Genomic DNA, 23,651 nt, shown 5'->3' with positions numbered 1-23,651 from the left:
TCACCGCTTTCCGCTCTTCGCTGCGCCGCCCACCGCTCTCTACCGCGCCGCTCACTGCCCCCACGTCCACTTCGCGTCGAGCACGTAGCGGTAGATCCCGCTCACCACGATCGCGACGGCGTTGGCCGCGAGGTACGGCACCGAGCGCCACTCGACGAGCAGATACAGCACCGCGAGCTGGATCGGGATCGCCGTCCCGCGGACCACGTTCGTCTTGAGCAGCCCCGAGAGGTACTCGACCGTTCCGGTGTTCTGCGTGGCCTGAAACGTCCAGGCGTTGTTGAGGACGTACGAGAGGATGATCGTGATCTCGATCGAGAAGAGCGCGCCGAGGAGGTAGAACAGCCCCACGACGTCGACGAAGACCCACAAAAGCACCATCTGGATGCCGGCGGTGACCGCGCCCACGACGACGAACCGACGGAGCTGAAGCGCGAGCGGGCCGCTATGGAGGTTGCGCAGGAAGCTCCGGAGCATCTATCGGTAGCCGAGCGCCTCCAGCCGTGCCCCGAGGTCTTCGTTCACGTCGCCGGCGTCCGCGGCGACGTCGCCCGTCTCGCGGAGCAGTTCCGCGTGGGCGTCGACGATCGGTCGGAAGCGCTTGCGGACCGCCCGCGCGTCCCCGTCGGCGTCGTCGCCCCGGTCGTCCTGCTGGGTCGGGTCGTCGGGGCGGTAATACATTTCCTCCGTCTCCGCGTCGACGTTCCGGATGTAGGTCCAGTCGCGGTCGCGGACGCTCACCAGCAGGTCCCCGTCGTCGAGCGACCGCGGGATCGGCTGGGCGGTCACGTCCTCGTCGCGGACGGTGACGGAGACGACCGGTTCGTCCGCCGGCGCGTCGCCGTCGATGACGGTCGACGCGAGCGAGTCGCCGGTCCACTCCTCGGGGGCGTCGATCCCGAGCAGTTCAGTCACCGTGGGGGGGATCGCGTCCAGGCCGACCTGCTGTTCGACCCGCCGTCCGTCCGCGCCCGGCACGTCGACGACGAACGGGACGTGGATCAGTTCGTCGTACAGTTTCGGGTAGTGCGCCAGGTGACCGTGCTCCTGGAACTCCTCGCCGTGGTCGCCGGCGAGGATTACCGCCGTCTCGTCGTCGAGGCCGTTGGCCGCGAGTTCGTCCAGCAGGCGACCGATGCTGGCGTCGACCTGCCGGGCGGCCGCCTGGTACAGCGTCCGGAGGTCGTCGAGGGTCCGCTCGCCCACCTCCCAGCCGAGGCCGGTCCGCGTGTGGGCGTGGAGCATCCGGTGGGTTCCCAAGATCCCGTCGGAGACCTCCCGGATGTACCGCGGCGCGGGCACGTACGGCGTGTGGGTGTCCATGTAGTGCACCCAGAGGAAGAACGGTTCCTCGGTCGCGTCGAGGAACTCGCCGGCGGCGTGTTCGACGTCGAACATCCGCGAGGTGTCCAGGAACGGCCGGTCGTCCGTGTCGCCGGCGAGCCGCGACCGGATCCGCCTGATCGGCGACGCGGCCAACTGGAGCCACGCTTCGACGGTCGGGTGCGTCGCCAGGTACCGGCTGTAGATGCTCGATCCGACGCTGGCGACGAACGGCTCGAACTCGTCGAAGCCGTCGTCGTACCCCCAATGCGAGGTGAGAAAGCCGTTCGCGGCGTTGAACCCCCCGGTCGCGACGCCGGCGTCGGAGACCGTCCCGGCGAGCGTCGGCACGTTCTCGACGCCGATCTCGCCGGAGTCGGCGAACACCGGCCGCGACGCCAGGATCGAGGGGAAGGAGAAGGGCGTCCAGTTGCCGGTCGCGAACGCCCGCTCGAACACGGTCCCGCGGTCGGCGAGGTCGTCCATCACGGGCGTGTGTCGGTCTCGATCGTACGCGCCGATCGCGTCGGCCCGCAGCGAATCGACCGTGACGAGGACGACGTTCGAGACGTGAGTATCTGTGTTCATCTGTGTGCGCGGACTCGTTCGACGCGGAGCCCCGATCCGCGGAACGACGTACTATCCCGGTAATGGCATTTTAGACATTTATACCCGCGGATTTGTTTTGACTCGCCTCGACGACCGCGGTCGTCCCGTTTAACTGTCTCTCCGGACGAGTACGGGTATGTCCTCGAATCGAAAGGGCGACCGCCGCGAGCGCGAACTGGTCAACCGCCTCGACGAGGCCGGATTCGCGGTGATGCGCGCGCCCGCCTCGGGGTCGGCGACGGAGCGGGAACTCCCGGACGTGCTCGCCGGCGACGGCGACGTCTTCTACGCCATCGAGGCGAAGTCCAGCTCCGGCCGGCCGATCTACCTCTCCGGCGAGGAGGTCGAGGCCCTGATCTACTTCGCGCAGAACTTCGGCGCGAAGGCCCGCATCGGCGTCCGCTTCGACCGCGAGGAGTGGTTCTTCTTCCACCCCGGCGACCTCCACGTGACCGACGGCGGCAACTACCGGGTGAAAAAGGAGACGGCGCTCGCGGAGGGCGAGGGCTTCGACTCGTTCGTCGGCGGCCCCGCGCAGTCACGGCTGACCGACGTCGGCGACGGCGTCGACGACGGGGCCGAGTAAGGAGGAAGCGCGGTCGCGACCGGCATCGTCTGCGCCCGCCTCCCGGCGAGAGACGTCGTCCCGGCCGGCGTCCTTCGGGAGCGGGCGGAGGCGGGACGCCGGGAACAGGTACCGCCGCGCGTCGCCGGGATCGATCGGCAGAGATTCCGCGTAGACCGCCGCGAACACGGGTTCCTGACCGCCGTAGGCCGCGTTGGTCTCGTACTCGGAGACGAGGCGCCCCTCGTCGGTCCGCGTCTCGTCGGCCCGCTCGCCGATCGCGTCGACGACCACGAGGAGGCTACCGGTCTCCCGATCCCGGACGACGTCGCCGGGTTCGTGGTCGTGTCGGTCACAGAGCGCGGGGCTCCAGTCGTCGATCGGGCCGAACGTCCGACCGCCGCAGACGGCGCAGACGCGTTCGCGCTCGTTCGGCGCGGGGACCGCTCCCGCCTCGATTTCGAGACTCACGCGACGGATGTGCTTGCAGCGAGCGCCGCGGATCGCGTTGTCCGGACAGGTGCAGGTCGTTCGTTCGGCGTCGACGACGTACGTGCCGCCCTCGCTCTCGACGACGTAGCGGCCGTCACGCAGCGGCCGGACGGTCATCGGTTCGGTCCGTGCGCGGTACGCGCGGCCTTCGTAGCCCGCGGCGGGGAACGTCCGGCCTCCCCGGTCGCCGGCGGTCGATCCGTCTCGACGACCGCGGGAGGGCCGGTCCGTGGTGCGGGCGTCCGCTCCTCGTCCCAGTCGGGTCGTAGTCTCGTCTGACGCGGCTGTGTTTCGGGTGTGCGTCATTGGTGGCTCTCCCGAGGGGGCGTCTCCTACGAAGTCGGATCGCTCCCTCGTTACGTACTCGTACGCGCCCGACGACCCTAAACCCTCGTTTCAGGTGGAGTTCGGCGGGGAGCGCGTCGCATCGAAGCCCTTTTAGAATGTCCTCCGGAAGGCCCGGGTATGGAAATCGACGCGGCGATGCGCCGGAAGATCGTGGTCTCTCTCGTCTCCGTCGGTGCGTTCTTCGCGCTCTTCATCGGCATCGGTGCCACGTACGGCCCGGACCTCGGCGAGACCGGCGGGCTCGCGCTCGTCGGCGCGATCGCGCTGTTCGTGCTCGTGATGGCCGGCGTCGGCCTCGTCCTGCAGGACTGACTCTCGCTCCGTCGGTATCGCGATCCGGTTCCCGCTCGTCTATCTCTGCCCTGCAGTCCGGCGAGCAGTCCCTCGCGTCGTCGATTCCGGAGTAGCGCCAGGCGCCGCCTGCGACGCCTCTCCGACTCTTCCCAGCACCGCCTCACTCCGCGCGTTCGGCGGTCTCACGCCAGTCGCGGACGTCGCCGGCGTCCCGGATCGCGTCGGTGTAGTACGACAACGGGTGCGAAATCGTCTCACAGCGCTCGTCCGGATCGACGCAGGTGCCGTACTCCTTCATCGTCGCGCACGACGGCGGCGGGTACTGCGTCCCGTCGCGCTCCGTGAGGTACTCGACGCGCGTTTCGATGCGCGCGCCGGCCTCGCTCTCGGGACTGACGTCGAGGAGCGTCGCCACGTCGCCGCGGTCCATCCCGAGCGCCACGAGGAACGAGACGAGCGAGAACTCCGCGTGGTCCGAGAGCGCTTCGCCCTCCCGGGCACGGCGGACGAGCGTCCGCATACACGGGGGAAACAGCGCGGGGACGACGGTGTCGACCCGTCGCGGGTCGACGGCGTCGTGGTCGTCGAGCAGCCCCCGAAGCTCCGAGACGGCCGATTCCAAGGCCTCCGCGAGGGCGTCGCCGCCGTCGGTGCCGCGCACCTCGAACGGGAGGCCCTCCGCCACGCGGCGCTCGACGGCCGCTTCGAGGAGCCGCGAGAGGTGCTCGGCGGAGATCCGGACCTCGCCGTCGGCGACCTCCCGGTTGACGAGTCGCCAGCGCTCCCCCCAATCGGCGTCGGCGAGTTCGAGGTACGGCCCGATACCGACCCAGTAGTGCGTGGGGCCGCGACCGCCCCGCCCGCCTCCGCGCCGGCCGCCGCGTCCTGCCCGCTCCGCTCCGACTCGGTCCCGCTCTGGCCGGACGGCGTCGGCGAGGTCGAACTCCCGCAGGACGTCGTCGAGCGATGCGCGGCGTCGCCCCGTGCTCTGGAAGTCGTCGTCGGCCGCGAAGTCGGTCTCGAACCGCTCGCGCGCCGTCGCGGCCTCCGCGGTCGCGTACTTCTCGACGGCCGCAGGCGTCTCGATCAACGAGACCAGAATCCGGGCGATCGGATACGAGAGCAACTTCTCGCGGTCGTCCCACCGGGACGGCTCCTCGGCGGCGACGGTCCCCTCCATCAGGGCGCGTTTGACCCGCTCCGTGGCCCGATCGACTGCGGGGGCGTCCTCGGTGATGAGCGCCGCCGGCGAGATGTCGGCCTCTCGGACGGCCTCGCGCGCCCCGTCGAAGAACGGGTAGCGCGCGTAGAGCGGGTCCAGCTGCATCGCCTCTCCTTTTCTCCCGCCGCCGAATAAACACGACGATTGGGTAGCTACTGACGGCCCCCGCATCTACCGACAGCCACCCACTACCTACCGACGCCCCTTCGACGAACGAGGGCTCCCAAACGCTCCCAGCGGCGGGACCCGTCGGCACCCACACCGCATCATCTAAGACGGACCCCGCCGTTTCCCTCCACGTGCCGCAGTTCGACTACCCGTGTCCCGACTGCCGGGCCACGAACAGCCTCCACGACACCGACTGCGAGTTCGAGGGGACGGCCTGGCCGGCCGTCGAAAAGGCTTACACCGACATCGTGGCCCGACTCACGGCCGCGCCGACCGAGGAGTCCGAACTCTACGACGCGGTCGACGGCGAGTGGGGCGCGCTCCACCGCGCGGCGCTCGAACGCCTCAAGCGCGACGAGCGGATCACGGAGGGCAACGACGTGCTCCGACTGCGCACGTCCGAGGAGTTCCGCGAGGAGGTGTCCGAGCCGACCCGCGAGCCGATGCGCACCATCTACCGCAACGGGAGCGTCCCGGGCTGTCACGACAACGCGGTCTTCGCGATGATCGCGTGGTACGAGATGGTCGGCCTCTCGTGGGCGGAGACGCGCGAGAACGTGATCGAGTGGCTCCACGACAGCGGTGCGTGGGCCCGCGGCGGCTTCGAGGAGTCGTCGCCCGAAGCCCTCGTCGACGCGAAACGTCACGTCTACGAGGCGGGCTACGGCTGGAAGGAGAAAGCCGAGGCGGCCAAGCGCGTCATCGATCGCCATCGCAGCTGAAGACGACGTCTTCTCGGTGTCGGATTCACTCTTCCGTTCCGGTACAGGGTGGCTCCCGCGCCGTAGCGAGCCACGCCGCAGCGTTATCCCTCTGCGACCCTTGGTAACGCTATGCGTTCGACGACCGTTCGACGCGGGACGGTCGGTGCCGTCGTCGGCACCGTGTGGCTCGCCGGACTGTACCTCGCTGCACCGCTCGTCGGGGGATTCGCTCCCGTCGCCCTCGCGGAGGGGATCATCGTCCGCTCGCCGGGGTGGCTGTCGACCTTAGCGGTCGGCCTCTTGGGGTTCTCCGCGAAGCCGGTGTTGTTGGCATCGGTGCTCGTCGGGATCGTCGCCCTCTCGGCGATCGGGGGTGCCGTCTGGCCGCGCGTTCGAGCGGAGACGCCGTTCCTGGCGGGTTTTCTGGCCGTGGGCGCGACCGTAGCCGTCTTTCTCGCCGCCGGGGTTCCCCTCTCGCCGAGCGCGGTCCTCGGCGTCGTCGTCGCCGTCGTGCCGGCGTACATCGCGAGTCGCCTGCTCTCGACGCCGACGACCCGCCGATCGCCCGACCGCCGCCGGTTCCTTCGACGGATCGGCGCGGTCGCGGTCGTCGGGACGGGGTCGCTCCTCGGCGTGCGCGCGGCGTTCGACCGACTCGCTGGCGGGCGCGGTCGCGGCGGCGACGTGGACGGCGTCGATGCGGGCGGTTCCGACGGCGGCACCGACGCCGCCGGAGAAGCATCGCCGGTTGCCACCCCCGGCGATCCTCGGTTCGACTTCGAGGGGATGCCGGCGGCGGTCACGGCCCCGGAGGACCACTACGTCGTCGACATCAACATCCGACCGCCGGATCTCGATCCGGCGTCGTGGACGCTCGACGTCGACGGTGCGGTCGAGCGACCCTACAGCCTCTCGTACGACGAACTTCGCGAGCACGACGCGAGCGTCGAACAGGTCACGACGATGGTCTGCGTCTCGAACACCGTCGGCGGCGACCTCATCGGGACGCCCCGCTGGACGGGCGTCCAACTGTCGGACCTGGTGGCCGACGCCGACCCCGCCGCCGAGGCGGTCGACGTCGTCACCCACGCCGCCGACGGGTACAGCGAGGCGATCCCGCTCGACATCGTCGAGCGCGAGGACATCCTGATCGCCTATCGGATGGGGTCGGAGCCGCTCGCGACGGAACACGGCTTTCCGGCCCGGTTGCTCGTCCCCGGCCGCTACGGGATGAAGATGACCAAGTGGATCACGCGAATCGAGGTCTCGGCCGCCGACCACGAGGCCTACTGGGAGGCGCGCGGATGGGACGAGGAGGCCGTCGTCAACACGATGTCGTACGTCCGCGGCGTCGAACGCGACGGCGATCGCGTCGTCGTCGGGGGAGTCGCGTTCGGTGGGTTAGCGACCGGCGTCGAGGAGATCGCGGCCGTCGAGGTCAGCGTCGACGGCGGCGACACGTGGACCGAGGCCGAGTTGGAGTCGCCGATCGCGCCCCACGCGTGGCGGCGCTGGCGGTACGCGTTCGACGCGCCGAACCGCTCGGAGTTCGAGGTCGTCGTCCGCGCGATCACCCGGGACGGCACCGTCCAGACCGAGGAGCGGAGTTCGCCCCGTCCGAGCGGCGCGACGGGATGGCACAGACGGCCCGTTCGGGTGTGATGCCTGAAAAGGAGGAGAGAAACGCTAGTCGCTCTGGATGCGCGGCGCGAGCATGTACGTGACGTTGCCCTGCCCCTCGGCGACCGCGTAGTGGATCTTGACCGGGAACTCCTCGCCGAGTTCGACGGTGACCTCGGCGTCCTTCGGGATCGCCTTGTTCATGTCCTTCAGGTAGTCCAGCGAGAACAGCGAGTCGGCCGTACCGGCCGTGAGCGCGATGAGGTCGTCGGCGTCGAGTTCGAAGTCGACGTCGTCGGTGTCGCCCTCGGCCTCGATGTGGAAGGCCTCGTCGTCGGCGTCGACGCGGAGGCGGACGTGGTCCGACACCATGTCGGCGGCCTTGATCCCGCGGTCCAACTGGGCGCCTTCGAGGACGATCTCGGCCGCCAGGTCGAGGTCGGGGATGTCCGGCTCCTGACGGATGGAGTCGGGGTCGATCAGCGCGAGCGTCGAGGAGAGGCCGTCCATCCGGATGTTCAGCTTCCGGGTCTCCTCGTCGAGTTCGAGTTCGACGAGTTCGTCCCCCGAGGCCATCCCGACGAAGTCTTCGAGTTTCGCGAGGTTGACGCCGATGACGCCCCCGTCGGCCTCGTAGGATTCGAAGGCGGCGGCATCGAGCGAGAGATCGACCATACCGACGTTCGCGGGATCGACGGCGCGAATCGACAGTTCGTCCTCGTTCAGTCGGATCTTGCACTCGTCGACCAGCACGCTCACCGAGTCGAGCGCGTCCTGGAGCGTAGACGCGCTCACGATGGCCTTGAACATATAGGGAGGGATTGGCCGGGATGTGATAAAAAGGCACCCGATTCGGTTGTGTGTTTCTGCGGGGGCGGACGCGCGCGAACGGGTCCGGATCCGGCGGTCGTTCGTGACGCAAACCCTCGGCGCGTGACCGACGCCGGCACCCCCGATCGACGAGTGTGGAACATACCCCGATGCAGATCGTGTGACCGTCACCGTGGTCAACACCACCGACGCTCCGGTCAGCGACGTCGCGGTGACTCGACGTCAGGGTTCCGGTCGGGTCAGTCGGTACGCGCCGAGGCCGACGAAGACCGTTCCGAAGATGCCGGCGAGTATCGGGACGCCGGGGAAGGCCGGGATCGACCCGCTCCCGGAGGAGGACGTCTCCACGGCCCCTGTCTCCGAGTTGGTTCCCGCCGTCGACTCCGCGGTGGTCCTCCGAGCGCCGGCGACGTCGGCGCTGATGGTCGCGCCTGCGTCCAGCGACTCGTTCGTGGTGAGCAGCGGGATCGGTGCCGATCCGACCCGGAGGTTCGCCGAGTGGCTCACCCGGGACGGATCGTAACCCTGGAGCACGACCGCGAGAGAGGTCGTGTCCCGTCGGATCTCTTTCCGGAACTGCGTCCCGGTGAGATCGTAGGCCGCGCCCACCTGCGTGCTTCCGTTCGCGGGGACGCTGACGTTCAATTCGACGCCCGCTTCTGTCTGTCGATACTCCGCCCCCGAGCCGTCGACCATCGCCGCGTACGCCGACGCGTCGGCGGGCGTTCCGATCGTCACGGTCCCGACGAACGGTCGGTCGCTCGGGTTCTCGAACGCGATCGTCTCGATGACGCTCGGCGCGTCCGATTCGTTCCCCGGCGGCACGATCTGGACGACGTGGCCGGTCGGCGTCCGGTTCGCGACACCGAGTACCGACGTGTCGTTCGTCGGCTGCAGCGCCGTAACCGTCACGTTCCGTGTCGTCGACGGATCGATCGTCCGCCGATACGCCGCGTTCCCGACCGTGGTACGGAGCTCGTACGTCTCGTCGGATTCCAGCGGGCCGAACGCGAACGCGCCCGTCTCGTTCGTGCGTCGCGTGCCGACGACGTACTCGTTCTCGTCGATCAGTTCGACGACAGCGCCCGGCTCCGCTTCCCCATCGTCGTCGACGACCCGCCCGGCGAACCGCTCGGACAGTTCGAATTCGACCTGCGTGCGGTTCTGCAGCACCTCGTAGTGTGTCGTGCCGCCGTGCTCGACGCGCACGGCATACGCCGGCGCGTCCGGCGCGTCGACCGAGAAGGACGAGTCCTCGACGGTCGTGGTCACTGCGTCGTCCGCTCGCTGCCGTTGCTCGCTGAGCGGGACGACCTCGACGGTCGCGCCGTCTGCGCTCCCGTCGTCGACGGTGACCGTCCCGCCGACCGTCGTCGTCGCGCTGGCGACGGGAACGAACGCGAGTGCGCTGACGACGACGAGCAGCGCGAACAGCCGTCTCATTGGTCCGAAACCTCCCTCACGCCTTCCTGACGATCGCGAGTCGTCGCTGCAGTCGAGTCGCTGGAACCGACGATCGAGTTCGTTCGAACGCCGTGTCGCGGGTCGAAGACGATCACGAGCAACATCCCGAGGAGGAGCGCCGCGATACTCGCCCGCATCAGGGTCACGAACGGAATCCGCTTGACGGACATCGAGGCGGTTCCGTCGCTCACGCCGGCGATGACGTACGTGTCGACGAACAGTCCCCGATCGATCAGGACGTCTCTGACCTGGAGTCCGCCCTGCTCGGGATACTCTCGCTGGCCGGCGACGCCGGAGACGACGAGACCGGTATCGTCGTACACCGCGAGCGACACGCCGGTGGCGATCACCCGGGTCGGAACGGCCGCGTCCGGCGGGTCGTCGGCGGGACCGACGGTTTCCGGCCCGGCGAGGACGATGGCGTCAGCCGTCGGGACGAACTCCCACATCACCTGTCCGCGGGCGACGACCGATTGGCCGGTTTCGAGACCCACCGTTCCGTTGCCCGCGACGCCGATCCACACCTGGGAGTCGTCCAGTTGCACCACCGTCGCCTGTGGCCCCTCGCGTATCGCGGTCACCGTCCCGTGAACGGTCTGTACCGACGTATTCAGCGACTGTCCGCGTGTGAGAACCTGCGAGGAGGAGAGCGCGTACGTCCCCGGTTCGGGGTCGGTCGGGAACTCGGTCCGCTCGTACCCGAGCACGCGGACGTCGTACGAAGACGTCCCGACGTCGCGTTGGGACGTGTCGACCGCGCCGGCCGCGACCCCGGTCGCCATCACCGACGCCTGTCCGGCGAAGAGATACATAAACGGTAGCGAGAGCACGAGCAGCGCGGCGCCGACGTGAATCAGCGTGATTCCGGTCTCTTTCAGTTTTGCATCACGGCTCGTCGTCGCGGCGATCCGCTGCCCCGTTCGTTTGACTGTCCCGAGAATCGCGTACGCCACGGGTGGCAGCACCGAGAGCGCGCTCGCGTTGCCGATGACCTGATAGATGAACGCGTCCCCTGGGCGCGCGGACGCCAACCGCCAGGTTTCCGACGGCGCGACAGCGGCACCGACGAGCGTCGCGAGGCCGAACACCGCGAGTCCGGCGAGGCTCCGTCGGAGGCCCTCCCGGTCGTAGTCCATATAGAAACCGAGGAGGAGCAACACCGCGAGGACGAGCGGGAAACTCCACAGGTTGTAGTAGCGCGATTCGACCGACACCTCGAGGCCCGTCATCGCGCTCCGGAGCAGCGGGAACGAGAGCCCCCACAGCGAAACGAAGGTGAGCAGTCCGAAGAGGAGGACGGCGAGATGCAGCAGGTTCGATCGGGTGACCCACGCGTCGAGACGGCCCCCTTCGGTCGATTCGGGAGCGACAGTGCCGCCGCTGTTCTCCTCGGTCACCATCCAGTAGGCGAGCGGCAGCACGACGCCGAGGAGAGTTGTCACGCCCATCAACACGAGGAACGACGCGCCGATCCCGCCGTCGGCGAACGAGTGGATGCTTCGGAAGACGCCGCTGCGGACCACCGACGTCGTGTACACGGCCAGCGCGAACACGCTGGCGGTCATCGCGGGCGCGAGGATCCGGTACCGTCCGCCCGGTCGGTAGTTCGTGACCGCGTGCAACGTCGCCGTCAGGAACAGCCACGGGACCAGGATGGCCGTCTCGACGGGGTCCCACGCCCAGATCCCGCCCCAGCCGAGTACCGTGTACGACCAGAGTCCGCCCAGCGCGACGGCGGCGGTGAGAAACAGCCATCCGAGTCGGAGCCAGCGGATCACGCTGCCGACCCACGCCGAGAAGAGTCCGTCGTCGCCGCGGAACAGCGCGATGAAGTGTGCGGCCCCGATGGCGAACGGCATCGTCAGCAGCGCGTAGGAGATGAACATCACCGGCGGGTGGATCGCCATATACGGATCGACGAGGAGTGGGTTCAGTCCTTGGCCGCTCGTCGGCGTGAACCCCGGAGGCGCGTTGGGGAACGCCGTTCGGACCGAGGCGAACGGGCTCTGCAGCAACAGCATCGCCGAGAAGTACGTCACGACGCCGACGGTGAGCGCGTGGACGAGTTTTCCGCGTCGCGTCGGGAAGCCCCGCGTCACGCCGGCGACCAGCGCGACGACGGCGACGATCGAGGCCCACAGGAGCACCGATCCCTCGTTGGCCGCGTACACGCCCGTCACGCGGTAGAGCACCGAGAGGTACGCGGCGGTGTTCTCCCACACGTACGCGTTCGAGTAGTCGAGACGCACGAACTGGTAGGTGAGATGCGACAGCGCCGCGACCAGGAGGACCGCCGTTCCCGCGGTCAGTTTTGGGACGTACGAGAGGTACCGGTCGTCGTCGAGGAGGTACGCCCGCGTGAGAAGGCCCGTACTCGACAGTCCGGCGAGGAACGCGAGCGCCAGCAGGATCGTCCCGGGGTTCACTGTGCGACCTCCGTGGTCGGCTCCGATTCGGTTCTGGGCGTCGATGTCGGTCCGGCGGCGGCTGTCGCCGACCCGTTATCGGTTGTCGTGCCGGACTGGTAGCGTTCTCTGGCCGTCTCCAGGTACGTGAGGAAATCCTCGGGTGAGGCGTAGCCGGGGATCCGCGTGAGCACGTCGCCCTCGGGCGTCACGACGACGTGCTGCGGCGGGTAGTTGACGTTGTACCGCTGCTGCAGTCGCGCGTCGGCCTCGGCGTCGCTGTCCAAGTTCACCGCTACCTTCGTGAACTCGTCGAGTTCCGATCGCACCGCCGGGTCGCTGTAGTGGTTCTGATTGTAGTCCTCACAGTAGGTACACCAGGTCGTCCAGAAGTAGATCACGACCGGCTCGTCTTCGGCGGCGGCTGTTTCGACGGCGTCGGCGTAATCGGTCTGCCATCGCGTCTCTCCGTGGTAGGAGTATCCTTCTCCGGAGAGAACGGGCGCCGCGTTCATCGAGACGTACCCGATTCCGAGCAGTGCGGCGAAGAAGGCGATCGTCATCGCCTTTCGTGGATTCATCGATAGTCCCGGCTATTAGACTGTGACAGTAAAACCTACCGTCGTCGATCCAGTGGTCGAGTGCAAAAATGAATCAATAAAACAATATTTAGTGAGTGCTGTCTATCGAAAACAAAAACTGACCCGCAGCAGTTGTGTAGAAGAGAAGCTTTATTATCTATCTATTTTTCATTCGGAAACACGATACCGTAGAGGGAGATATGAAATGATAGACTATCTAACTGCTAGGTGGGCAACTACATGAGTAAGAGCGACTCGACGCTCTTACTCAAACCCGTCCTGCTCGTCTTCGGGACGGTCTTCGCGGCGATCGTCGTCGTATTCGCCATCAACGGCGCGGTCGCGTTCCTCGGTGGCCCGGGGGACGCGCCGGCAGCCAGCGCTGGCGGTGGCGAGGTTCGTGACCTCCCTGGCACGTGGAACGGCAGCAAGTGGTACAGCGAAGACCTGCGCGAACAGGAGTTCCAGTACAAGAACGCGACCGCCGGCGAGGAGGTGAATTTCGTTCCCAAGAAGATGAACAACTCGACGCTCCCGGAGAACGAAAACCGGCGGGAGCTTATCCGTGAGGGACGTGCGATCTTCGCGAACACGTCCAACGAGATGCCCGAACACGTCGGAAACGACCTCTCGTGTGCGAACTGCCACGGCGGGGGCGATCTCCCCACGACGACCGGTATGGTCGGGCAGGACATCGATATGATCCCGCTCGTCGGGACCGCGGCCGGCTATCCGGAGTGGACCGGCCGAACCCAGCGGATGCGGGATATGCGCCAGCGGATTATGGGCTGTTTCCTCCGGAGTATGAACTCACCGGGGTCCGAAGAGGGCGTCCCCGCGTACGACAGCCGCGAGATCCAAGCGATGGAGTCGTACATGGTCTGGCTGAACAAGGGAACGCCGAGCGAGACGGTCCCCTACTGGCGGCACATCGAAAAGCCCGAGGGCGACGAGAAAGTCCCGGTCTCGGAGATCAACCCGGTCCGCGGGGCCGAACTGTACCTTGAGAACTGCGCCTCCTGTCACGGTGCAGACGGGCAGGGGATCGAGGGCCAGTACCCACCGCTTTGGGGTGCGGACTCGTTCAACGACGGGGCCGGAATGGGTCGCGTCTACACGTCCGCCGGCTTCACCCGCGAGGCGATGCCCTACGGCGCAGCGCACACGTTCTCCGACTGGGAAGACGTCCAGGACGTCGCCGGATTTATGAACGCGCACAAGCGGCCGCACCTGCCGCGACAGCCCAAGGACTGGGCGGCCGCCGGTGCGCCGGACGAAGCGGTCTACTACAACCGCACGCAGCAGCGTCTCGGGTACGAGATGAACCCGATGACGAAGAAGCTCATGCTCGCAGACATCCCGATCGACGATTCGGAGATCGACGAGAGCGTGATCCCCGACAACGTCGAACGGTACGACCAGCCGCTTCGGAACGAGTCCGTCGACGGGTCCTGGGAGACGACGTGGATCCGGACCTACGAGGACGTCGACAACTCGACGAGCGAAGACGCCGCGAACCAGTCGTCGGTGACCGCACAGGACGCGGTCACGACCGCCTTGGCAACCGAGCAATCCACGAGCGAGACCGCGAGCTAACGACTCCACAACGATCAGTATCGAATGATAACTGACCCGACCGCCGTCACCGTCTTTCTCGCGGGGGTATTGACGATTCTGACTCCGTGTTGTCTTCCGATGATTCCCGTCCTCGTCGTTGGCGCGAACGGCCACCGGTTGCGGCCGGTCGCCATCGTCGTCGGGAGCACGGTGACGTTCACCGCCCTCGGTGTCCTGACCGGGATGATCGGCTCGGTGACGCCTGACACCGTCCGTGCGCCGTTCGCCATCCTGATGCTGGCGTTCGGGGCTGTGATGGCCGACGACGACCTCAACGAGGTCTACTCGCGGTACGCCTCCCGCCTCGCCGGACGGGCATCGCGGCTTTCCAACCGCGTCGACGAGGAGGCCTATCCGCTGGGCAACGCGTTCGCGGTAGGGCTGCTCCTAGGCGTCATCTGGCTCCCCTGTGTCGGCCCCGTCCTCGGTGGCGTCTTGGCGTACGTCGGGACGACTTCGGACGTCGTCGGCAGCGCTCGGCTGTTGGCGACGTACGGGGCCGGCTTTTCGATTCCGCTCTTGGGCGTCGCGTACCTCGGACAGGCCGGCAGCAGTCGGCTGTTCGACTCGGTCGCGAGCGGCGCGTCGACAGAATCGTTCCGGACGGCGACCGGCTACGCGCTCATCGCGCTCGGGATCGCCGTGCTCTTCGGGTTCGACAAACTTGCACTCGCATCGGTAACGACTTGGCTCTAACAGTATGAACGGTAGCTCATCGACGGACGACGGGGACGCTCGCGGGAGCAGAAGCAGCAACGTTCGGTTCGCCCGGATTCTCGCCACGGTCACGGCGTTTCTCCACCGCGTGACAGGAAGTCGGTTCGTCGCGTGGGGCGCGTTCGGCTTCGGACTACTCTCGATGCTCCTGATCTTCGGGGTCGCGTCGGACACGATGTACGGCATCGAACACGGCGCGAACCTCCTCGCGTACTGGCACATCTCGCTCGCGTGGGTCGCCGCGGCCGCGCTCGGGTCGACGTTCGTCGGCAGCGCGCTGTATCTGCGCTACCGAGGTCCGTTCTGGAGCCGGCTGGCCCACAGTTCCGGTGAACTGGGTTTTCTCTTTGCGACGCTGACGCTGCTCCTCGGCAGCGCGTGGGGGCGGGTCATCTGGAACTCCTGGTGGGAGTGGACCGACGTCAGGCTGGTGACGTTCCTGATCGTGTGGTTCATCTACGCCGGTTATCTCGTGGTCTACTCCGCGACCGAGGCTCAGTCGGGCGACCGGTACGCGGCGGTCTACGGGGTCGTCGGGTTCGTGACCGTGCCGCTTTCGTACGCATCCACGCGGCTCTGGACGCCGACGTTCCACGAGACCACGATCGGAAACAGCGGCGTCAGCGCGAACATCGACCCGCTGACGCTCGTCGTGACGCTCGTCGCGGCAACCTTCCTCTATCTCTACCTCCTAGGCATTCGGATCCGCATCCACGAACTCGAACAGCACGTTCGCAGAGCACAGCTCTCACGGAGGCGATAACGATGGAACCACTACTCCTGGCTGGCTACTCCGCGCTCTTCGTCGCGTTTTTCGGATACGTGACGTATCTGCAGCGTCGGATGGCGCGGCTCGAACGGCGACTCGAAGACGCACAGGCGTAAGACCGAACAGACGGGCGATACACCGCCGATCGATCGTATTCGACACCGACCGAGAACACAGACGATTCACGACCGACACACAATGTCAGAGCAACCCAAGAGATCGACCGACCGACGAGCGTTCCTGCGCCGGACCGCGATCGGACTCGGCGCGGCAGCCACGAGTGGCCTCGCCAGCGGCACCGCGACCGCCCAATCGGAGCCGGATTACGGCGGCTGGTTCGACGGCGTTTCCAACTACGAAGGAACCTACGACTACACCGGCCAATCGGAGGTGACCGTCGCAGTCGGCTCCGAGGCCAACGGCGGGTACTACGGCTTCGGCCCCGCGGCGATTCGGGTCGACCCCGGAACCACCGTCGTCTGGGAGTGGACCGGCGAGGGGAACAGCCATAACGTCGTCGCCGAGGACGGCAGCTTCGAGAGCGAACTCTACAGCGCTCCTGGCGAGACGTTCGAACACACCTTCGAGAGCGAGGGAACGTACACGTACTACTGCGCTCCGCACCAGTCCCTCGGAATGCTCGGAGCAGTCGTCGTCGGCGGCAGCGGCGGCCTCGATTCGAGCCAGGTCGAACAGCCGCTTCTCGAAGCCAGCGGCGGTGGGGACAGCGGCGGTGGCGGCAGCGGCGGCGAATCGGGCGGTGGATCCGAGGGATCGGGGACGCCGATATCCTTCGAGAACGCAACGTTCGTCACCATCCTCGCGCTCGGACTGCTCTCTCCGGTCTTCTTCGGTGTGTTCCTCCTTCTCAAGCAGACCGACTCCGCGGAACCGCCGGCGAAGGCCGAGTGATCTGACGAATGCCCCTCCCGGGCGTCGCCCCCGTTGTCACTCTTCGACGACGTACTCGAACGTCGCGACGCCAGCGAGTAGCACGATTCCGGTGTACAGCCCAAGGAGTCGGAGCCAACCACCGAGCGGCGCGCCGCTTTCGAGCGCCGCGGTGAGCTCGACCCCGGCTAAGAGTAGCGGCACGACGAGCGGCACGAGGAGGACCGGCAGCGCGAGTTCGCCGAGGCCCGATCGAAACGTCAGAACCGAGACGACGACGCCGATAGCGGAAAATCCGACGGCGGTGACGAGGAGCACGGCCACGACAGAGACCGCCGTCGGCATCGACGGACTGTAGCCGAGAAAGACCGCAGTCGCGCCCAACGTCACCAGACTCACCGCGAAAACGAACGCCGCCGTGCTGAGCACTTTCCCGAGGTAGATCGCCGAGCGGTCCACCGGGGCGATCAGCAGGCCATCGAGCGCCCCGTTTCGGTCTTCGAGTTCGGTCGTCTTCGTGACGCCGAACGTCCCGGCGAACACGAAGGCGACCCAAAGTGCACCGCGTCCGAGCAGCGCCGAACTCTGGAGCGTCTGGACGAAACTGAACGCGAACACGAGCACGACGAGCAGCGCGAAGACGGCGACGGTCGTCGTCACTTGCTTCGTCCGCTGTTCGATCCGGAGATCCTTCCTGAAGACCCGGTACACCGCGCGGAGAAACGCCTTCATCGGACTGGTTCGATGGTGGTCATCCTGCTCGTTCCCCCGCGCGTTCCGACTCGGAGTCGACGCCCAGTATCCGGCGATACGTCGCGGCGAACGACGTCCCGTCGTCGAGCACGAGGTCCGCCTCGAGTCGGCCGTGGTCGACGACGATCGCCCTGTCGCAGCGGGCGACACCGCGTTCGAGGTCGTGCGTCGTCAGGAGGACTGTCCGGTCGTCGAACCCGTCGAGGACCGATTCGAGGTCGGCGACGGAGCGCTGGTCGAGTCCAGTGTACGGTTCGTCGAGCAACAGCACGTCGGGGTCGTGGAGCAGCGCTCGAGCGAGCGACAGCCGTTTTCGAAGCCCGTGTGAGAACGTCCTCGGCCGGTCGCTCCCGCGGTGGGATAACCCGACTGTCTCGAGCACCGACGCACACCGGCCGGTGGGGTCGTCGACGCCGTGGAGATCAGCGTGGAATCTGAGATTCTCCCGAGCGGTGAGTTCGTCGTACAGCATCGTCTCGTGGGTGACGATACCCATCGTTCGGTAGGCGGTGTAATCGTCCGGGGTGAGTCGCACGCCGTCGACCGTGATGGTCCCGCGGGTCGGCCGCGCGAGTCCGGCGATCATCCGAAGCAACGTCGTCTTCCCTGCGCCGTTCGGTCCGAAAAGCCCGACCGTCGAGCCGTGCTCGACCGCGAACGACAGGCGGTCGACGGCGGTGAAGTGTCCGTAGGATTTCGTCACCTCGTCGACTTCGACGGCCGGCGGTTCCGAGGCCGGTCCCGACCGCTCCTCCTCCTCTGGCGTCATCGAGTGCTCTCGGGGCGTTCCTCGCCTTCGTGTGCTCGGACGGAGAGCTTGTTCGCGACCAGTCGGTCGCCGTCGAACTGTCCTTTGGCGACGACGACGCGGCCGTCCTGAAGTGTGTCGGGTAACGTCCCTTCGTACACTACCGGAACGGTGTGGTTCTCGTCGGTCACCTCGAAGGTGATCGCCGCTCCGTCGGCGTCGAGGTCAGTGACGACGCCCTCGAGATTGACCCAATCGCCCTGATACGCTCCATCCGACTCGGAGACCTGGGTCGGCGACACGAACGCGGCCGAGGCGTTCATACTCGTCACGCCGAGAGTGGTCAAGAGGATGAGTATCCCGACGGTCGTGACGAGCAGTTTGTTCTTCCGGCGCACTTGCGGAGTTCGTACTTAGTCGCCCTTTATTGTACCGAACTCCCGCAGTCGTGGGGCTCCCAGAGTGCGACTGTTTCTGCCCGGATTCAACAATTCGTCCGGTGGTGAACGTGCGACGACGACGAACGGACGACTTCGGCGTGCTCTCAGATCCCGGGGGGCCTCGACAGCCGCATCCGATGCTTTCGACTCGCCGACTTTGCCGTCACCGCGGGCTCGAACGGGTCTCAGCGAGGATTCCCACTTCCCTCGATGGCGTCCCTCTCGAAGACGCCCCTGAATTCGGCATCCATTTCCGACTCAACCTCCTTTCTATCGATATGAACGCGAATTCGCCGGCTGTTTCCCCGCGGAACACGGCAGCCGATTCAGTGAGGACCGTATGACACGAAAGGACCACTACTACAACAAGGCCAAACAGGAGGGCTACCGCGCCCGCTCGGCGTACAAACTGAAGCAACTCGACGAGGCTGCGGGCCTGTTCGGTCCCGGGAACACCGTCGTCGACCTCGGGGCCGCCCCCGGCGGGTGGCTGCAGGTGGCCGCCGAGGCCGTCGGCGACCGCGGAACCGTCGTCGGCGTCGACTTCCAGCGGATCCGCGACCTAGAGCACGACAACGTCGAGACGATCCGCGGCGATATGACCGAGGAGGACACCAAAGCCGAACTGAAGGAGAAAATCGGCGACGACGGCGCGGACGTCGTGATCTCCGATATGGCGCCGAATATGACCGGCGAGTACTCGCTGGATCACGCTCGCTCGGTCCATCTCGCCCGCCAGGCCCTTGAGGTCGCGCTCGAACTCCTCCCGGCCGGCGGCGACTTCGCCGCGAAGGTGTTCGACGGCCAGGACCTCGACGACCTCCGCGAAGACGTCGACCGGGAGTTCGAGTACGTCCGCTCGATCCGCCCGGACGCCTCCAGGGACTCCTCTTCGGAACTCTATCTGGTCGGCAAACACCGGATCACGGCACCCGTCCGCGAGGGCGAGGAACTCGACGTCGTCGTCGACGACGTCGGCAGCGAGGGCGACGGCGTCGTCAAGATCGACGGCTACGCGCTGTTCGTCCCCGGGACGGAGACGGGCGATTCCGTTCGGATCCGCGTCACCGACGTCAAGGCGAAGTTCGGCTTCGCCGAGGTCGTCGACGAAGCATAGCCGAGTTTTCGCGGTCGCTCAGTCGGCCGCCCAGGCGTTCTCGTCGTCGTCGATCGTCGACCCGCCGAAGAACGCGACGACCGCGTAGACGAACGGCGTGTCGACCAGGGCGATGAGCAGTTTCAGCAGGTATTGGCCGACGATCAGCGAGAGGATCACCGGGATCTCGAACTGCGCGCCGAACCCGAGCACCCGCGGGGCGACGTAGAACGCGATGGCGACGAACAGCACCGTGTCGATCGCCTGACTCGTCGCCGTCGAGGCGATGTTGCGAAGCCACAGCATCGACGCGCCGGTGGCGTCGCGGATGCGGTGGAAGACGAGGACGTCCCAGTTCTGGCTGACGAGGTACGCGAGCAGGCTCCCGAGGACGATGTTCGTCCCAGGGGCGAGCACCGCGCGGTACTGCGCGGCCGACTCGGGGTTCGCCGCGGGCGCGAGGATGGTGCTCCAGACGAGCGCGAGCAGGACGAAATTCATCGCGAAGCCGACGTTGACCATCACCTGCGCCGCGCGGCGGCCGTACAGTTCGGAGTAGCAGTCCGAGGCGAAGAAGGTCAGCGCGTACGCCAGCGCCGCGCCCGGGAGCACGATGCTCGCGCCCGTCACCGGGAACTCGAACGGGAGCCCGAACGCAAGCAGTTTCGACGCCGTCAGTTGCGCCGTCGTCAGCGCGGTCACGAACAGCGCCACGAGTGCGATCTGGCCGGCCTGCGTCCGCGCCTCACTCATCGTCGATCCGCCCGTGCCGGGAGTCGATCTCGTCGAGCAGATCCAGCGTCTTGCGGATCGAAGCGCGCACCGCGTCGCTCCGGTTGACGAACTTGCCGTCGTCGCCGACGTGCTCGTCGAGGTCTTCGAGGAGTTCCTCGGGAATCTCGACGCTTATTTTGGGCATATATTCTCTTGGGAATACCTGGTTAATATACCGCGCGGATTCCGTCCGGGTCGCTCGGGTGCGGTCCCAACCTCCCGAACGCGACACGAAGACTCTCGCGTCGGATTCGACCGTGTTTCTCGCTCGAAACGTCGGGGCAGTATTTTGTACCGTACTGTAGTTTGGGACCGTATGGCACGAATCGATCTCCTCGACCCGAACGAGTCCGACGACCCGGCTGTGCGGGAGTTCGCCCCGAAGGTGACCGCCCCCGACGGATCGGTCGGCAAGCACTTCCAGGCCGAGACGCACTTCCCGCCGGTGATGATGCAGGTGTACGAGGCCCGCCTCGACCTCGCGCGGAGGGGAGACCTCGGCACCGAACTGTTCACGAAACTCGCCGTCGCGGTCTCGATGGCGAACGCGTGCACGTACTGCACCGGGGCCTACGCCAAGCAGTTGTCGCCGCGCCTCGGCGGCGACGAGGCGACCCGCGAGTGGCAACTCGCGCTCGCGAACGGCGACCTCGACGGAACGGAAGCGCTCGTGATCGATTTCGCGCTCGACGTGCTCGCCGACCCCGATTCGGTGACCGACGAGGACTTCGAGGCGCTCCGGGAGACGTGCGAGTTCACGGACAAGACGTTCGTCGAACTGCTCTACACCGTCAACATCGTCTCGGGATACAACCGGGTGACGATGGCGACGGATCTCGGATACGATCACGACTACCCGGAGGAGTGGGCGGATCCGGACTCCTACCCCGACGGATTCCGGCCGTCGGCGTAACAGTCAGCTATCGGGATAACGCTCAGACGTCGATGCTGCGGGGCGGTGCCAGGTCGCGACGGCCGCCGAGCGTGATCACGAACAGGACGCCGAGACCGATCCCGTAGGCGACCATCAGCGGGATGGTCACGAGGAACATCGTGAGGACGTCCGCGGGCGTGAAGAGCGCCGCGAACGCCAGGACACCGACGGTCACCTCGCGCCAGCGACCCCGCATCGATCCGTAGCCCACGCCCGCGCTGTTGAGCAGGATCATCAGGATCGGGACGTCGGCGAGGATGCCGATGCCGGCGGTGGTGAAGAAGATGAGCCAGAAGAAGTTGGTGATGCGGTAGGCGATCACCATATTCGCCTGGACGGCGTCGTTGACCAGCCAGGAGATGACGGCGGGCGCGATGGTGGAGTAGCCGAGCGCGAACCCGCCGAGCAGGCCGGCCGCCAGGGCTCCGGTCCACAGGAAGACCGCGCGTCGGCGCTGTCTGATGATGTTCCGCTCGCGGAGGGCGGGCCACGCGTAGTAGGCGAGCACCGGTGCGGTCACGAGGCCGGCGATGATCGTCGAGAACTTCACCTCGAACACCAGCGCCTCCATCGGGTGGAGGGCGACGACGTTGAGCACCTCCTCGGGGGTCACCTGCGCGGGGAGTCGGCTGAGGAAGTCCTCGTAGACGCGCTTGATCCCGCCGGTGTAGAGCCAGCCGAAGGTCCCGGCGAGCACGAGCATGAACAGCCCCACAATGCGGAACGCCCGCGACGTGATCGAGTCGAGGATGAACGCGAGGTCGGTGTAGTACCCCTCGAAATCGTCGCTCTCCTCGTCGGAATCGCCGTCGGCCTCGTCGGAGTCGTCGCCGAACTCGTCGAAGAACGTGCTCCCGGCCCGCGAGAACCGATCGCCGATCGAACCGCCCGACTCGGCGGCCGTCGCTTCCGACTCCGCCGGGGCGGCCGATCCGTCGCCGTCGCCCGCGTCGCCCTCGTCGCCGTCGCTCGCGCCGTCCTCGTCGAACCGGTCGATGATCGCCTGCGCCTTCGCCCGCTCGCCCGCGTCGAGCGCGTCGCCGGCGGCGGCCATCGCCTCGTCCTCGTCGAGCGCGGCGAACACCTCGGGCGGCGCGGCGCGGACGCCGTCGGCGTCGAGGTCCGCGAGGTCGATCGCGCTCGGGTCACCGACGCCCGCCTCCACGACCGCGAGGTCGTCGAGGTCGTGGTAGACGAAGTAGCCGACGGCGACGACGGCGGCGACGACGACCGCGAGGAGCACGTAGCCGACGAGCAGCCCCGTCGACGACGGCGCGAGGATCACGTAGTCGCTGCCGATGGCGGCGAGTCCGTCGTTGAGGTAGCCGACGCCGCCGCGCTCGAAGAACGCGTAGACGAGGACGCCGCCGAGGACGCCGACCCCCGCGATGACGTTCCAGTGCGCCCGGACGGTCGCCTTCACGTCCATCTTCTCGCTCCCGCGTCGCGCGGTCGTGACGACCTTCGCGAGATAGAGGCTGACGCCGTACAGCGCCAGGACGGGGATCGCCCACATAATCTGGGTGAACGGGTCCGGTGGCGTGAACAGCGCGCCGACGGCGAAGACGCCGACGACGGCGTAGCGCCACTTGTCGCGGAACGTCTCGTAGGGGACGATTTCGGCGTAGGAGAGGCCGGTCATCGCGAGCGGCAACTGGCTCGCGAGGCCGAAGGAGGCGGTGAGCAGGAAGATGAACTGCGCCCACTTCACGATCGAGTACGTCGGCGAGAAGCCGGCGGCGATCGCGTTCTGCGCGAGGAACGCGAACGTGAACGGGAAGAAGACGAAGTAGCCGTAGGCGACGCCGAGGACGAAGAGCGTCACCATCCCGACGAAGATGAGCGCGAGCTGCCAGACGGGGACCGGCGAGGAGGGCCACAGTCCGCGCTCGACGAGGGCGTCGCGGGAGAAATAGAGGAAGGCCGGGAGCGCGAGCACGACGCCGACGACGAGGCCGATCTTCGCCTGCAGGAGGATCACGTCGAACGGCGTCTGGGCGATGATCGAGACGTCGCCGCTGATCCCCGCGGACATCTGCGCTCTCGTGACGCGTTTCAGGAAGTCCCAGACGTAGAGTCTGAGCGCGTAGAACGTCCCGAGAAAGCCGATCAGGAAGAAGATGAATACCTTCTGGAGATCCTTCTGCGCGGCTCGAAGCATCGCGCCGGCGGTCTCACGGCCGGCGTCGAGCGTCTCTCTCGTGTCCTCGTCGAGCGCGCTAGACATACCCGAAGAGAACCGACTCGCAGTTATCAATCTTTTCGACCGCCGCGCAGGGATCGGCG

Annotated in this window: 25 protein-coding genes; 11 read left to right on the top strand and 14 right to left on the bottom strand. The window is 67.0% G+C overall.

Features of this window, described 5'->3' with window-relative positions:
* Positions 1-51: 51 nt before the first annotated feature.
* Together NO360_RS06530 and NO360_RS06525 are read right to left on the bottom strand one after the other, a co-directional pair.
* Positions 52-477: a GtrA family protein gene (locus NO360_RS06530; RefSeq protein WP_256306775.1), complete on the bottom strand. Its 426-nt coding sequence runs from the start codon at positions 475-477 to the stop codon at positions 52-54.
* Complete coding sequence (locus tag NO360_RS06525; RefSeq protein WP_256306773.1) at positions 478-1,911, bottom strand: sulfatase; 1,434 nt, start codon at positions 1,909-1,911, stop codon at positions 478-480. It lies immediately after the preceding gene.
* Between the two features lie 157 nt (positions 1,912-2,068).
* On the opposite strand from NO360_RS06525, the gene hjc reads away from it, so the two are divergent.
* Positions 2,069-2,518, top strand: a complete 450-nt coding sequence (gene hjc / locus NO360_RS06520) for a Holliday junction resolvase Hjc (RefSeq protein ID WP_256306771.1) — start codon at positions 2,069-2,071, stop codon at positions 2,516-2,518.
* Here hjc and NO360_RS06515 read toward each other — a convergent pair.
* Positions 2,471-3,106 carry an SWIM zinc finger family protein gene (locus NO360_RS06515; RefSeq protein ID WP_256307121.1) on the bottom strand — a complete coding sequence of 212 codons (636 nt, stop codon included), beginning with the start codon at positions 3,104-3,106 and terminating at the stop codon, positions 2,471-2,473. The genes hjc and NO360_RS06515 overlap by 48 nt on opposite strands.
* A 348-nt stretch (positions 3,107-3,454) precedes the next feature.
* On the opposite strand from NO360_RS06515, the gene NO360_RS06510 reads away from it, so the two are divergent.
* Positions 3,455-3,649: a DUF7472 family protein gene (locus NO360_RS06510; RefSeq protein ID WP_256306770.1), complete on the top strand. Its 195-nt coding sequence runs from the start codon at positions 3,455-3,457 to the stop codon at positions 3,647-3,649.
* 142 nt (positions 3,650-3,791) lie between these two features.
* Here the strand turns inward: NO360_RS06510 and NO360_RS06505 are convergent, their stop codons facing one another.
* Positions 3,792-4,952: a DNA primase gene (locus tag NO360_RS06505; protein WP_256307119.1), complete on the bottom strand. Its 1,161-nt coding sequence runs from the start codon at positions 4,950-4,952 to the stop codon at positions 3,792-3,794.
* A 200-nt stretch (positions 4,953-5,152) separates the two neighbouring features.
* Between NO360_RS06505 and NO360_RS06500 the strand changes: the two genes are divergently transcribed.
* Both NO360_RS06500 and NO360_RS06495 read left to right on the top strand, forming a co-directional pair.
* Positions 5,153-5,743, top strand: coding sequence for a DUF7474 family protein (locus tag NO360_RS06500; RefSeq protein ID WP_256306769.1), 591 nt, complete (start codon positions 5,153-5,155; stop codon positions 5,741-5,743).
* 111 nt (positions 5,744-5,854) lie between these two features.
* Positions 5,855-7,387, top strand: a complete 1,533-nt coding sequence (locus NO360_RS06495) for a molybdopterin-dependent oxidoreductase (RefSeq protein ID WP_256306767.1) — start codon at positions 5,855-5,857, stop codon at positions 7,385-7,387.
* A gap of 24 nt (positions 7,388-7,411) precedes the next feature.
* Here NO360_RS06495 and NO360_RS06490 read toward each other — a convergent pair whose 3' ends face one another.
* The 4 genes from NO360_RS06490 to NO360_RS06475 all read right to left on the bottom strand — a co-directional run bounded on the left by NO360_RS06490 (position 7,412) and on the right by NO360_RS06475 (position 12,626).
* Positions 7,412-8,155 carry a DNA polymerase sliding clamp gene (locus tag NO360_RS06490; protein WP_256306766.1) on the bottom strand — a complete coding sequence of 248 codons (744 nt, stop codon included), beginning with the start codon at positions 8,153-8,155 and terminating at the stop codon, positions 7,412-7,414.
* Positions 8,156-8,398: 243 nt separating this feature from the next.
* On the bottom strand, positions 8,399-9,619 hold the full coding sequence (locus tag NO360_RS06485; RefSeq protein WP_256306765.1) for a carboxypeptidase-like regulatory domain-containing protein: 1,221 nt from the start codon (positions 9,617-9,619) through the stop codon (positions 8,399-8,401).
* On the bottom strand, positions 9,616-12,066 hold the full coding sequence (gene ccsA / locus NO360_RS06480) for a cytochrome c biogenesis protein CcsA (protein ID WP_256306764.1): 2,451 nt from the start codon (positions 12,064-12,066) through the stop codon (positions 9,616-9,618). Before ccsA (NO360_RS06480) ends, NO360_RS06485 begins: the two co-directional genes overlap by 4 nt.
* Complete coding sequence (locus NO360_RS06475; protein WP_256306762.1) at positions 12,063-12,626, bottom strand: thioredoxin family protein; 564 nt, start codon at positions 12,624-12,626, stop codon at positions 12,063-12,065. Before NO360_RS06475 ends, ccsA (NO360_RS06480) begins: the two co-directional genes overlap by 4 nt.
* 240 nt (positions 12,627-12,866) lie before the next feature.
* Here NO360_RS06475 and NO360_RS06470 point away from each other — a divergent pair, with 240 nt between their 5' ends.
* The 5 genes from NO360_RS06470 to NO360_RS06450 all read left to right on the top strand — a co-directional run bounded on the left by NO360_RS06470 (position 12,867) and on the right by NO360_RS06450 (position 16,641).
* Entirely contained in the window at positions 12,867-14,222 is a 1,356-nt protein-coding gene (locus tag NO360_RS06470; protein WP_256306760.1) for a c-type cytochrome, read from the top strand.
* A 24-nt stretch (positions 14,223-14,246) separates the two neighbouring features.
* Positions 14,247-14,939 (top strand): cytochrome c biogenesis CcdA family protein, encoded by a 693-nt coding sequence (locus NO360_RS06465; RefSeq protein WP_256306758.1) that lies wholly within the window; start codon positions 14,247-14,249, stop codon positions 14,937-14,939.
* Positions 14,940-14,943: 4 nt separating this feature from the next.
* Positions 14,944-15,723, top strand: coding sequence for a cytochrome c biogenesis protein CcsA (gene ccsA / locus NO360_RS06460; protein ID WP_256306756.1), 780 nt, complete (start codon positions 14,944-14,946; stop codon positions 15,721-15,723).
* A gap of 2 nt (positions 15,724-15,725) precedes the next feature.
* Positions 15,726-15,845, top strand: coding sequence for a CcmD family protein (locus tag NO360_RS06455; protein ID WP_256306755.1), 120 nt, complete (start codon positions 15,726-15,728; stop codon positions 15,843-15,845).
* An 82-nt stretch (positions 15,846-15,927) separates the two neighbouring features.
* Positions 15,928-16,641: a halocyanin domain-containing protein gene (locus NO360_RS06450; protein ID WP_390281906.1), complete on the top strand. Its 714-nt coding sequence runs from the start codon at positions 15,928-15,930 to the stop codon at positions 16,639-16,641.
* A 36-nt stretch (positions 16,642-16,677) separates the two neighbouring features.
* Here NO360_RS06450 and NO360_RS06445 read toward each other — a convergent pair whose 3' ends face one another.
* The 3 genes from NO360_RS06445 to NO360_RS06435 are packed head-to-tail and all read right to left on the bottom strand — an operon-like array spanning position 16,678 to position 18,519.
* Positions 16,678-17,352, bottom strand: a complete 675-nt coding sequence (locus NO360_RS06445; protein ID WP_256306753.1) for a heme exporter protein CcmB — start codon at positions 17,350-17,352, stop codon at positions 16,678-16,680.
* Between the two features lie 19 nt (positions 17,353-17,371).
* A complete protein-coding gene (locus tag NO360_RS06440; RefSeq protein WP_256306751.1) occupies positions 17,372-18,142 on the bottom strand; it encodes an ABC transporter ATP-binding protein in 771 nt (256 codons plus the stop codon).
* Positions 18,139-18,519 carry a cytochrome c maturation protein CcmE domain-containing protein gene (locus tag NO360_RS06435; RefSeq protein WP_256306749.1) on the bottom strand — a complete coding sequence of 127 codons (381 nt, stop codon included), beginning with the start codon at positions 18,517-18,519 and terminating at the stop codon, positions 18,139-18,141. The genes NO360_RS06440 and NO360_RS06435 overlap by 4 nt, the downstream gene beginning before the upstream one ends.
* A gap of 382 nt (positions 18,520-18,901) precedes the next feature.
* Here NO360_RS06435 and NO360_RS06430 point away from each other — a divergent pair, with 382 nt between their 5' ends.
* Positions 18,902-19,678 carry a 23S rRNA (uridine(2552)-2'-O)-methyltransferase gene (locus NO360_RS06430; protein ID WP_256306747.1) on the top strand — a complete coding sequence of 259 codons (777 nt, stop codon included), beginning with the start codon at positions 18,902-18,904 and terminating at the stop codon, positions 19,676-19,678.
* Between the two features lie 18 nt (positions 19,679-19,696).
* On the opposite strand, the gene NO360_RS06425 is transcribed toward NO360_RS06430, so the two are convergent.
* Both NO360_RS06425 and NO360_RS06420 read right to left on the bottom strand, forming a co-directional pair.
* Positions 19,697-20,410 (bottom strand): queuosine precursor transporter, encoded by a 714-nt coding sequence (locus tag NO360_RS06425; protein ID WP_256306746.1) that lies wholly within the window; start codon positions 20,408-20,410, stop codon positions 19,697-19,699.
* Positions 20,403-20,576, bottom strand: coding sequence for a ribbon-helix-helix domain-containing protein (locus NO360_RS06420; protein WP_256306744.1), 174 nt, complete (start codon positions 20,574-20,576; stop codon positions 20,403-20,405). The genes NO360_RS06425 and NO360_RS06420 overlap by 8 nt, the downstream gene beginning before the upstream one ends.
* A 171-nt stretch (positions 20,577-20,747) precedes the next feature.
* On the opposite strand from NO360_RS06420, the gene NO360_RS06415 reads away from it, so the two are divergent.
* The gene (locus tag NO360_RS06415; protein WP_256306743.1) at positions 20,748-21,344 is read left to right on the top strand and encodes a carboxymuconolactone decarboxylase family protein; all 597 of its coding nucleotides are present in this window, start codon (positions 20,748-20,750) and stop codon (positions 21,342-21,344) included.
* Between the two features lie 22 nt (positions 21,345-21,366).
* On the opposite strand, the gene tatC is transcribed toward NO360_RS06415, so the two are convergent.
* Positions 21,367-23,592, bottom strand: a complete 2,226-nt coding sequence (tatC, locus tag NO360_RS06410) for a twin-arginine translocase subunit TatC (RefSeq protein ID WP_256306741.1) — start codon at positions 23,590-23,592, stop codon at positions 21,367-21,369.
* Between the last annotated feature and the right edge of the window lie 59 nt (positions 23,593-23,651).

The organism is Halobellus litoreus, assembly GCF_024464595.1.
GTDB classification, from domain to species: domain Archaea; phylum Halobacteriota; class Halobacteria; order Halobacteriales; family Haloferacaceae; genus Haloquadratum; species Haloquadratum litoreum.
The sequence above is the reverse complement of the archived record's forward strand: the minus strand, read 5'-3'. Positions and strand labels throughout refer to the sequence as shown.

Coding starts and splice junctions, on each gene's coding strand:
- NO360_RS06530 (WP_256306775.1), bottom strand. CDS start 477: ATGCTCCGGAGCTTCCTGCGCAACCTCCATAGCGGCCCGCTCGCGCTT.
- NO360_RS06525 (WP_256306773.1), bottom strand. CDS start 1,911: ATGAACACAGATACTCACGTCTCGAACGTCGTCCTCGTCACGGTCGAT.
- hjc (WP_256306771.1), top strand. CDS start 2,069: ATGTCCTCGAATCGAAAGGGCGACCGCCGCGAGCGCGAACTGGTCAAC.
- NO360_RS06515 (WP_256307121.1), bottom strand. CDS start 3,106: ATGACCGTCCGGCCGCTGCGTGACGGCCGCTACGTCGTCGAGAGCGAG.
- NO360_RS06510 (WP_256306770.1), top strand. CDS start 3,455: ATGGAAATCGACGCGGCGATGCGCCGGAAGATCGTGGTCTCTCTCGTC.
- NO360_RS06495 (WP_256306767.1), top strand. CDS start 5,855: ATGCGTTCGACGACCGTTCGACGCGGGACGGTCGGTGCCGTCGTCGGC.
- NO360_RS06490 (WP_256306766.1), bottom strand. CDS start 8,155: ATGTTCAAGGCCATCGTGAGCGCGTCTACGCTCCAGGACGCGCTCGAC.
- NO360_RS06485 (WP_256306765.1), bottom strand. CDS start 9,619: ATGAGACGGCTGTTCGCGCTGCTCGTCGTCGTCAGCGCACTCGCGTTC.
- NO360_RS06475 (WP_256306762.1), bottom strand. CDS start 12,626: ATGAATCCACGAAAGGCGATGACGATCGCCTTCTTCGCCGCACTGCTC.
- NO360_RS06470 (WP_256306760.1), top strand. CDS start 12,867: ATGAGTAAGAGCGACTCGACGCTCTTACTCAAACCCGTCCTGCTCGTC.
- NO360_RS06465 (WP_256306758.1), top strand. CDS start 14,247: ATGATAACTGACCCGACCGCCGTCACCGTCTTTCTCGCGGGGGTATTG.
- ccsA (WP_256306756.1), top strand. CDS start 14,944: ATGAACGGTAGCTCATCGACGGACGACGGGGACGCTCGCGGGAGCAGA.
- NO360_RS06455 (WP_256306755.1), top strand. CDS start 15,726: ATGGAACCACTACTCCTGGCTGGCTACTCCGCGCTCTTCGTCGCGTTT.
- NO360_RS06450 (WP_390281906.1), top strand. CDS start 15,928: ATGTCAGAGCAACCCAAGAGATCGACCGACCGACGAGCGTTCCTGCGC.
- NO360_RS06445 (WP_256306753.1), bottom strand. CDS start 17,352: ATGAAGGCGTTTCTCCGCGCGGTGTACCGGGTCTTCAGGAAGGATCTC.
- NO360_RS06440 (WP_256306751.1), bottom strand. CDS start 18,142: ATGACGCCAGAGGAGGAGGAGCGGTCGGGACCGGCCTCGGAACCGCCG.
- NO360_RS06430 (WP_256306747.1), top strand. CDS start 18,902: ATGACACGAAAGGACCACTACTACAACAAGGCCAAACAGGAGGGCTAC.
- NO360_RS06425 (WP_256306746.1), bottom strand. CDS start 20,410: ATGAGTGAGGCGCGGACGCAGGCCGGCCAGATCGCACTCGTGGCGCTG.
- NO360_RS06420 (WP_256306744.1), bottom strand. CDS start 20,576: ATGCCCAAAATAAGCGTCGAGATTCCCGAGGAACTCCTCGAAGACCTC.
- NO360_RS06415 (WP_256306743.1), top strand. CDS start 20,748: ATGGCACGAATCGATCTCCTCGACCCGAACGAGTCCGACGACCCGGCT.
- tatC (WP_256306741.1), bottom strand. CDS start 23,592: ATGTCTAGCGCGCTCGACGAGGACACGAGAGAGACGCTCGACGCCGGC.